Origin of the sequence: Specibacter cremeus, assembly GCF_003946885.1 — a bacterium.
In the GTDB taxonomy this organism is placed as follows: domain Bacteria; phylum Actinomycetota; class Actinomycetes; order Actinomycetales; family Micrococcaceae; genus Specibacter; species Specibacter cremeus.
Map to the genome: position 1 here is coordinate 25,467 of NZ_RWKQ01000018.1, position 8,050 is coordinate 33,516.

Annotated in this window: 7 protein-coding genes; 3 read left to right on the plus strand and 4 right to left on the minus strand. The window is 69.9% G+C overall.

The annotated features are described in order from the left end of the window. Positions 1–73: 73 nt before the first annotated feature. The 3 genes from EJC77_RS08720 (at position 74) to EJC77_RS08730 (ending at position 3,049) form a co-directional block, all read left to right on the plus strand. Positions 74–1,210 carry a LolA family protein gene (locus tag EJC77_RS08720; RefSeq protein WP_125611681.1) on the plus strand — a complete coding sequence of 379 codons (1,137 nt, stop codon included), beginning with the start codon at positions 74–76 and terminating at the stop codon, positions 1,208–1,210. Continuing rightward, positions 1,207–2,208, plus strand: a complete 1,002-nt coding sequence (locus tag EJC77_RS08725) for an ABC transporter ATP-binding protein (protein ID WP_240630007.1) — start codon at positions 1,207–1,209, stop codon at positions 2,206–2,208. Before EJC77_RS08720 ends, EJC77_RS08725 begins: the two co-directional genes overlap by 4 nt. 91 nt (positions 2,209–2,299) lie before the next feature. Further along, positions 2,300–3,049, plus strand: a complete 750-nt coding sequence (locus EJC77_RS08730) for an ABC transporter permease (protein WP_240630019.1) — start codon at positions 2,300–2,302, stop codon at positions 3,047–3,049. 131 nt (positions 3,050–3,180) lie between these two features. On the opposite strand, the gene EJC77_RS08735 is transcribed toward EJC77_RS08730, so the two are convergent. The 4 genes from EJC77_RS08735 to EJC77_RS08750 all read right to left on the minus strand — a co-directional run bounded on the left by EJC77_RS08735 (position 3,181) and on the right by EJC77_RS08750 (position 7,932). Continuing rightward, positions 3,181–4,818, minus strand: coding sequence for an ABC transporter permease (locus EJC77_RS08735; RefSeq protein WP_125611685.1), 1,638 nt, complete (start codon positions 4,816–4,818; stop codon positions 3,181–3,183). Further along, on the minus strand, positions 4,815–5,753 hold the full coding sequence (locus tag EJC77_RS08740; RefSeq protein WP_125611687.1) for an ABC transporter ATP-binding protein: 939 nt from the start codon (positions 5,751–5,753) through the stop codon (positions 4,815–4,817). The genes EJC77_RS08735 and EJC77_RS08740 overlap by 4 nt, the downstream gene beginning before the upstream one ends. 10 nt (positions 5,754–5,763) lie before the next feature. Then, positions 5,764–6,438 (minus strand): TetR/AcrR family transcriptional regulator, encoded by a 675-nt coding sequence (locus tag EJC77_RS08745; protein ID WP_125611689.1) that lies wholly within the window; start codon positions 6,436–6,438, stop codon positions 5,764–5,766. A 204-nt stretch (positions 6,439–6,642) separates the two neighbouring features. Continuing rightward, positions 6,643–7,932: a flavin-containing monooxygenase gene (locus EJC77_RS08750; protein WP_125611691.1), complete on the minus strand. Its 1,290-nt coding sequence runs from the start codon at positions 7,930–7,932 to the stop codon at positions 6,643–6,645. Positions 7,933–8,050: the final 118 nt, after the last annotated feature.

Sequence of the window (8,050 nt, forward strand, 5' to 3'; positions counted from 1 at the left end):
CCCGGAGGGGTGAATACAACTGGCCCGAGGCGTACGCTGAAGGCATGCGTAGTGATGTTGGGTCCTGGTTGGCGTGAGCGGACGGTGGCTTCGGTGGGTTCCGGCCGCAGCCGTGCCGGCCGTCATCGGCCTCGGCGTGTGGGCCGGGCCGCTGCAGGCGACTGTCGCGGCCAAGGCGCCGGACAGGACACCGGAACAGGTGCTCGCGCTGGTCGCGCAGAGCCGGGTCGACGCCCTGTCCGGCACCATCGAGCAGACCTCCGACCTTGGCCTGCCGCAACTGCCGAAGACGGGCCTCGGTGCTACGGCGGGGGCCGCGTCCTGGGTGGACATGTTGACGGCGCCGCACACGGCCCGGGTCTACCTGGACGGCCCCACCAGGATGCGCGTCCAGGTGCTCGACCAGTTGGCGGAGCGCGATCTGGTGCGCAGCGGCCCGGACCTGTGGACCTACAATTCCAGTGACAACACCGTGACGCACGTGACCATGCCCGCGCGCGGCTTCAAGAAGACCCTCCCGTCGGCGCTGCCGGCACGGGTGGAATCACCGGACCAGCTGGCCCGGCAATTCCTGTCGGCCGTCGGCCCCACCACCCGCGTTTCGGAGGGACCGCAGTCCCGGATGGCCGGACGCGCCGCCTACCACCTCATCCTCAGCCCGCGCACGACCGACACGCTCATCGGTTCCGTCGACATCGCCGTCGACGCCGCGACCGGCCTGCCGCTGGGTGTGACGGTCTTGGCGCGCGGCCAGGAGAAGCCCGCCCTGCAGGTCCAATTCACCCAGTTGTCGCTGGCGGCACCGGCCGCCGACGTGTTCCGGTTCGTGCCGCCCGCCGGGGCCCACGTCCAGCAATTGACGTTGCCGCAACGGCCCGTGGCGCACCCGGACGCCAAGCTCCCGAATGCCAGGCTGCCGGACGCCAAGCTCCCGGGCGTCAGGCTGCCGGGCCACATGATCCAGGGCGAGACGCACCGGGTCCCCGTGACCGTGGCGGGCACCGGCTGGGATGCTGTGATTGAGGCGGCCGCCGGAACCGTGTCCCAGCAGATGCTCGACAACCCCGCCGTGGCCGCCATGATGCACCCCGTCACCGGAGGCCGTGCGCTGTCGACCAGCGTGTTCACCGTCTTCGTGGCCACCGATGGCCGCCTCTTCGCCGGCGCCGTCCCGCTGGAGCGGCTGCAGGCAGCAGCCGCCGCCCGGTGAGTCCGTCGCCGGGTGACACCGGAACAACCGGCCCCGGACCGGCGGCGCTGGCCGTGGAGACGCACGGCCTGGTCAAGCGGTTCGGCCACCAACTGGCCGTCGGTGGCATCGACCTGGCCGTCCCGCAGGGTTCCGTCTTTGGTTTCCTGGGACCCAACGGGTCGGGCAAGACGACGACGATCCGCATGCTGCTGGCACTCGCGGCGCCCACGCACGGCGCCGTCGCCGTCCTCGGCCAGGACATGCCGCGATCGTTCCGGACGGTGCTGCCGCGCGTCGGCGCCCTCGTCGAGGGGCCGGCGTTCTATCCGTTCCTGTCCGGCCGGGCCAACTTGCACCGCCTCGACGCCGCGGACGCCAACTCGCCCGCCGGCACGCGCGCGGCACGCGTCGACGCCGCCCTGGACCGGGTCGGGCTCACCCACGCCGCCGGGAAGAAGGTGCGGGCGTACTCGCTGGGCATGAAGCAACGCCTCGGCATCGCCAACGCCCTGCTCGCACCCCGGGAGCTGATGGTCCTGGATGAGCCGACCAATGGCCTGGACCCGCAGGGCACCCGGGAGGTGCGCAGCCTGGTGCGCTCGCTGGCCACCGAGGGGACCACGGTGTTCGTCTCCAGCCACCTGCTGGCCGAGGTCGAGCAGATCTGCACGCACGCGGGCATCATGCGGGCCGGGCTGCTCGTGGCGCAGGGCACCCTCGCCGAGCTGCGCCGCGACGGCCGGGAGCAGGTCCGGGTGCTCACCCCGGACATGGCCCGGGCCTGTGGCGTGCTCGCCCGGTTGGGCCTGGTGCCGGAGATCGCCGTTTCCGTCCCAACGGACGACGACGGCGGGCTGGTTCGCGCGCCGGTGCCGGAACGGCGCGGCGAGCCGGCCGACATCGTGGCAGCCCTGGTCGCCGACGGCGTGCGGGTGCGCGGCTTTGCGGTGGAGGCCGGCAGCCTGGAGGATCGGTTCGTGGAGTTGACGGGGGAGGGGTTCGAGGTTGTCGAATAGGGCCGGCCGCGGCCGGACCGGCCGGGCGTTGCGGGGATCGTTGGCGGTCTCCGAGCTGTCGGTGTTGTTCCGCCGACGCCGGACGTGGGCCATGCTGGCGGCGCTGGCCGCCATCCCGGTGCTCATCGCCGTCGTCGTGCGGCTTTCGGCCCACGTCCCGCCGGGGCGTGGGCCGGTGTTCCTGGACCGGATCACGCAGAACGGGATGTTCGTCGCGGCCACGGCCATGGTCGTCGCCATCCCGCTGTTCCTTCCCTTGACGGTCGGTGTGGTGGCGGGGGACACCGTCGCCGGCGAGGCGGGGATGGGTACCCTGCGCTACCTGCTCGTGGCCCCGGCCGGGCGGATCCGGCTGCTGGTGGTGAAGTACCTGGGCGCTGTCGTGTTCTGCGTGGCCGCCACGCTCGTCATTGTGTTGGCCGGTTCGGCCATCGGGGCGCTGCTGTTCCCGGTCGGCCCCGTCACCTTGCTCTCGGGCGACACCGTCGGAGCGGGCCAAGCCGAATGGCGCCTGGTGCTGGTGGCCGCCTACGTGACCGTTTCACTGGCCGGGTTCGCCGCCGTCGGGCTGTTCATCTCGACCCTGACGGACGCTCCGGTGGGCGCCATGGCCGCGACCGTCGTCCTGGCGATCGCGTCGCAGGTGCTCGACTCGTTGCCGCAACTGGCCTGGCTGCATCCGTGGCTGTTCAGCCATTACTGGTTTGATTTCGCCGACCTGCTCCGACAGCCGGTCACCTGGGACTCGTTCGGTGCCAATGCCGTCCTGCAGGCCGGGTACCTGGCCGTGTTCGGAGCCCTCGCCTACGGTCGGTTCGCGTCGAAGGACGTGCTCTCCTGAGCCCTTGGTGTGGGCATGGCCTGGACGCTGCACGGGTCTGGGGTTCCGCGGCCCCGGTTGGTATCGCCATCCCCTGACGGCGCCATCCGTGTCCAGGCGGGCCCGCGGGAGCGTCCAGCGGGCCCGGGCGCCTACTCGGGCATGATGTCGCGGCTGCCGAACCGCCGTATTCCCAGGACCGCGAGGACCACCGCGATGGCCGTCAGGACAACGAGCGGCAGGAGCGTGAAGTCGTCGGCCGGCAACCGCGGTATGGCGCCGAACGGGGTGGACCGGATGGCAGTTTCGGAGAGCGAAAACAGGGGCCCGAACATGGCCACCACCACCGAGATCCCGTAGACGGCCCAGCTCAGGCTCACGCTCAGCCGCGGCAGGAAGCCGTGCAGGAACAGCAGCACGCCCATCATCAGCAGCACGGCCGGCCAGTAGGCGAACGCGGCCCCCGCCATGGCGGTGCCGGTTGCGGCGCCGTCGGAGGAGATGCCGGTGAGCCAGCCGCTCAACAGCAGCATCACGGCCGAGCCGGCCCCGGCCACGGCGATGTGGGCGCCGATCCACCGGGTGCGCGCGAGCGATCCGGCCAGCTGGGACTCGAGCCTGCCGCCGGACTCCTCGGCGCGGGCGCCGGAGAGGCTCTGGAGGGCAAACGCGCCGGCCAGCATGGCGTTGAACAGCACGAAGGTGCCCAGAATGCCGTTGAGCATGTCATGGGAACCGCCGAGGAATGCCTTGGCGACTGCATTTGACGGGTCCAGGACAGTGGTCATGGCCTTCGCCACGCTGCCGAAGAACAGTCCGGCGACGACGGCGCCGAACAGCCACGAGATGAGGGTGGCACGCTGCAGGCGCAGGGACAGGCCGAGGGGTGAGGCCAGGAACGCGGTGGCCCGTGCCGGACCGCGGCGCGCCGGCACCAGGCCCATCCCGAGGTCGCGGCGGGTTTCAATGCGCAGGGCCAGGACACAGCCGGCGGCGGCCAGGGCAAGCAGGGCCAGGAACGGCCACCACGTGTCCTGCGCGTAGGATCGCATGTTCTGGCCCCAGCCAATCGGCGAGAACCAGCTCAGGGCCGTGACGTTGGTGTCGTGGGCATTCACGTCGGCCATCGCCCGGATGAGGTAGAACACGGCCAGCACGGCCACGCCGAGGGAGTTCGCGCCGCGACTCGTGGAACTCAGCTGCCCGCAGAGCGCGGCAATGCCCACAAACGCAAGCCCGACGCCGGCAATCGAGCCGCCCAGAACCCAGGACCCTGCGGCGGGCAGCTTGTCCGACAAGGCGAGCAGCGAGATGAGCAGCCCCGTGACAACGCTCAGACCGCCCACAACCGCGTAGTTGGCCAGGCTGAACGCGTGCCGGCCCAGCGCGGAGCCGCGCAGCAGCTCGGTGCGGCCCGCCTCCTCATCGGCGCGGCCGTTGCGGGTCACCAGGAAGATCGAGGCAAGGCCCAGGGCGACGGCGAGGGTCATCCAGATCTTGATGACCAGGATGCCGCCCAGGCTGCCGGCCGCGTACGGCAGGCCTGTCATGGCCGCGATGGCAGGGGTGTTGGCCACGTTGGCGTAAGCGTTCCGGGCCGCCTGCGTGGGAAAGGTGGCCTGCTGGGAGGTGTAGACGATGGGGATCATGACGGCGAGCACGGCCGCCCAGATGAGCAGGCGCAGCCAGTTGCGGCGCAGGATGAACCGCACGGACAGGCCGAACCCGGCCAGTGTGCCCGCGGCGGACGAGGCTGCCGCGGCGTGGAGGCGGGGGGCGGCGACGGTCATCGCACACCCGCCGTCTGCACCGGGGCCGTCCCGGCGTCCTTGGAAACGCCGCCGTAGTGGCGCAGGAAAAGGTCCTCCAGCGACGGCGGGCTGGAGACCAGCTGGTGCGGCGAGTAGGCGGAAACGGCTGCCAGCACGCCGCCCAGTTCCGCCTCGCCCACGGTGAAGGTGGCCTTGGCGCCGTCGGCCACCAGGTCGTTGACCCCCGGAACGGAGGCCAGGACGGAGGCGTCGCGGTCCAGCACCACGGAAACGGTGGTCCGGTGCAGGTGCCGGAGCTCGTCCAGCCGGCCGGACTCTACGGTCTGGCCCTCCCGGATGATGGTGACGGTGTCGCACAGCTTTTCCACCTCGGCGAAGATGTGGCTGGACAGCAGCACGCTGCGGCCCTCCGCCTTGACTTCGCGGATGCAGTCGGTGAACACCTCCTCCATCAGGGGGTCCAGGCCGGAGGTTGGCTCGTCCAGGACCAGCAGCTCGGCATTGGAGGCAAGACCGGCCACGAGTGCCACCTTTTGCCGGTTCCCCTTGGAATAGCTGCGGGCCTTCTTGGTGGGGTCCAGCTCAAACCTCTCCAGCAGATCGTCCCGCTTGGCGTTGTCCACGCCGCCGCGCAGCCGGGACAGGATGTCAATGGCCTGCCCGCCGGTGAGGTTGGGCCACAGGCTCACGTCTCCCGGCACGTACGCCAAGCGGCGGTGGAGCTCCACGGCGTCCTGCCAGGGATCCCCTCCGAGCAGCGTGGCGGTCCCGCCGTCGGACCTCAAAAGGCCCAGCAGGATGCGGATGGTGGTCGACTTGCCCGAGCCGTTCGGCCCGAGGAAGCCCGCCACAGTGCCCTGGTCGACGCGAAGGTCCAGGCCGTCCAGCGCCGTGGTCTGCCCGAACCGCTTGTGCAGGCCGGTGACTTCGATGGCAGGGATATTTGGGGACATGGTATTTTCCTTACCTTGGCAACTGTTCTCCCGCGAGGCCCGCGGGCGGGTTGTTGGTGCCGGCCACGTAGGCCAGGTACTCGTCGAGATAGGTGCGGTCCGTAAACAGGCCCTCCGAGTAGAGCTCGAGGGTGGGCAGCATGGAGTCCGCGTAGAACTGCTCGATGACGCCCTGGAAATCATCGAGTTGCGTGTCCGGGTGCATGGCAAGCTGGACGATCAACCCGCCCACGGACTGGCGGACCAGATGGCGGACTCGGGCTTCTTCATCGCGGCTGGGCACAACGAGGCCGCGGGCCACAGCATCCATGGAAAACTCGAGCGCCTCCGCGACCATGTGTTCAAGGAACTCACGGCCCGCGGCACCGCCGTCGCGAACGCTGCGCAGGATGTAGACGAGCAAGATCCCGGCCTCTCTGGATGCCGGCAACTGGGCGAACAGCGACGCCGGATCGGCATTGATGCTCTCCGTCTTGAGGGTGCGGTAACGCTGGAGCACCGTGGCGTCACACTCGGCGCGGAGCATTTCCTTCGAACCAAAATGGTGGCGCACCAGCCCCGCACTTACCCCCGCGCGTGCCGCGATGGCGCGCAGGGATTCGTCAAAGCCCTGTGCCGCGAAACATTCGATCGCCGCATCGCGTAACCGTGCGCGGCCCGTCAGGTCATCCTGTGCTGTACGCATGTATAGGAGACTACTCGCATGTATAGCCATGGGCAATGATCTTTTTTCGTCCCTGGTGTAGCCGGTGATCGAACGCAACACCCGTGGTGCGTTCACCCGGCAGTCATGGGGGGGCGGGCCGGATGCCAAGGTTCCTGCGCGCGGCCCGCCCGGATACTGCACCGCCGTTTTGTCGACAGCCTTTGAGGAACGCAGGATTGTCCCTTACCGGGCCGTCCGTGCGAGATGTTCGACCACGTGGGCCGCGTCCCGGCCCACGCCGGACAGCAGGGCCGAGGCCTGCGTGCTGAGCCAGGGGAGCCCGACGGCGTAGAGGCCCGGGTGCTCGACGACGCCGCGATCGTGGCGTGGGTAGCCCCAGGCATCGAGCACGGGCACGTCCAGCCAGCCGAAGTCCAGCCGGAAACCGGTGGCCCAGATGATGGATGTGACCCCCGCCGCCTCGAGGTCCAGGCGCGGGTCGGCAACCGGCGCGAAGCGGTCATGGGGAGGACGGTCGTCGGCCGGGGCGTCGATGCCGGCGGCGGCGATGTACGCGTCGATGACCGGCTGGATGCGTTGGCCGAACCCCGCCTCCACCGCCGTGAGGCGGTCCTCGATGTCGTCGCTGAAGAGCAGCACGCCGTCGCCGGCTTCCTCGAAGTGGCCGTGCAGGCGGACGCCGTTGCGGGCGAACGTGCGCAGGCAGATGTCGTGACCGCCGTCGTGCCCGGTAAGCAGCGGGTTGCAGCCGAACCGGGCCGCGGGTGAGGGCAGCTGGTCCACGCGCGGAAAACTGGTGCCGTACGCCTCGCCGTGGATTCCCACCTGCATGAGCCAATGGAAGACGTCCTGGCCACGGTATCTGCGGGGTGCCTCGGGACAGGAGGAAATGGCCAGGTGAACCTCGCGGCCCGCCTCGTGCAGTTCCTCCGCGATCTGGCCCCCGGACTGCCCGGTGCCGACGACCAGGACGGCACCCTCGGGCAGCAATTCGGGATTGCGGTAGGCATCCGTGTGCAGTTGAAGGATGTGCGCGGGAATCTGCGCGGCGGCCGCCGGGAGCTTCGGTTTCGCGTAGCCGCCCGCGGCCAGCACCACGTTGCGCGCTCGGCAGTTGCCGCGGCTTGTCTCGACGACGAATCCGCCGGCGTTGGCCCCCACCCGGGTGACGTCCGTGTCCATCTGCACGGGCGCGCCGATGGTCTCCGCGTAGCGCCCCAGGTATGCCACGACATCGTCCTTCGGCATGAACGCCTCCGGCTCAGGGCCGTCGTAAGGCATCCCCGGGACGGTGATGCCGAAGTTCGGGGTGTTCAGGCAGAAACTGTCCCAGCGGTCCTGCCAGGCACCTCCGGGCGTGCCGCGCCGTTCGAACACCCGGTGCTCGATGCCGGCTTGCGTGAGCCAGTAACTCGTGGCCAGGCCCGCCTGCCCGGCACCGACGACGACCGTGTCGACGTCGACGCCTTCGGTTCGCGCCGATCGTGCCGAGTCCACGACGTGTCCGTCCATGCCGCCACCTCATCCCAACCGTCACGTTTTCTTAACGCGGATTTCCACGCAGTCGGTTCGCCGCAACCCTGTTGAGTTGCTGGGTCCAGCGTTCGTATAGATAAGCGGGGGCTCGGCG

Coding starts and splice junctions, on each gene's coding strand:
- EJC77_RS08730 (WP_240630019.1), top strand. CDS start 2,300: ATGCTGGCGGCGCTGGCCGCCATCCCGGTGCTCATCGCCGTCGTCGTG.
- EJC77_RS08735 (WP_125611685.1), bottom strand. CDS start 4,818: ATGACCGTCGCCGCCCCCCGCCTCCACGCCGCGGCAGCCTCGTCCGCC.
- EJC77_RS08740 (WP_125611687.1), bottom strand. CDS start 5,753: ATGTCCCCAAATATCCCTGCCATCGAAGTCACCGGCCTGCACAAGCGG.
- EJC77_RS08745 (WP_125611689.1), bottom strand. CDS start 6,438: ATGCGTACAGCACAGGATGACCTGACGGGCCGCGCACGGTTACGCGAT.
- EJC77_RS08750 (WP_125611691.1), bottom strand. CDS start 7,932: ATGGACGGACACGTCGTGGACTCGGCACGATCGGCGCGAACCGAAGGC.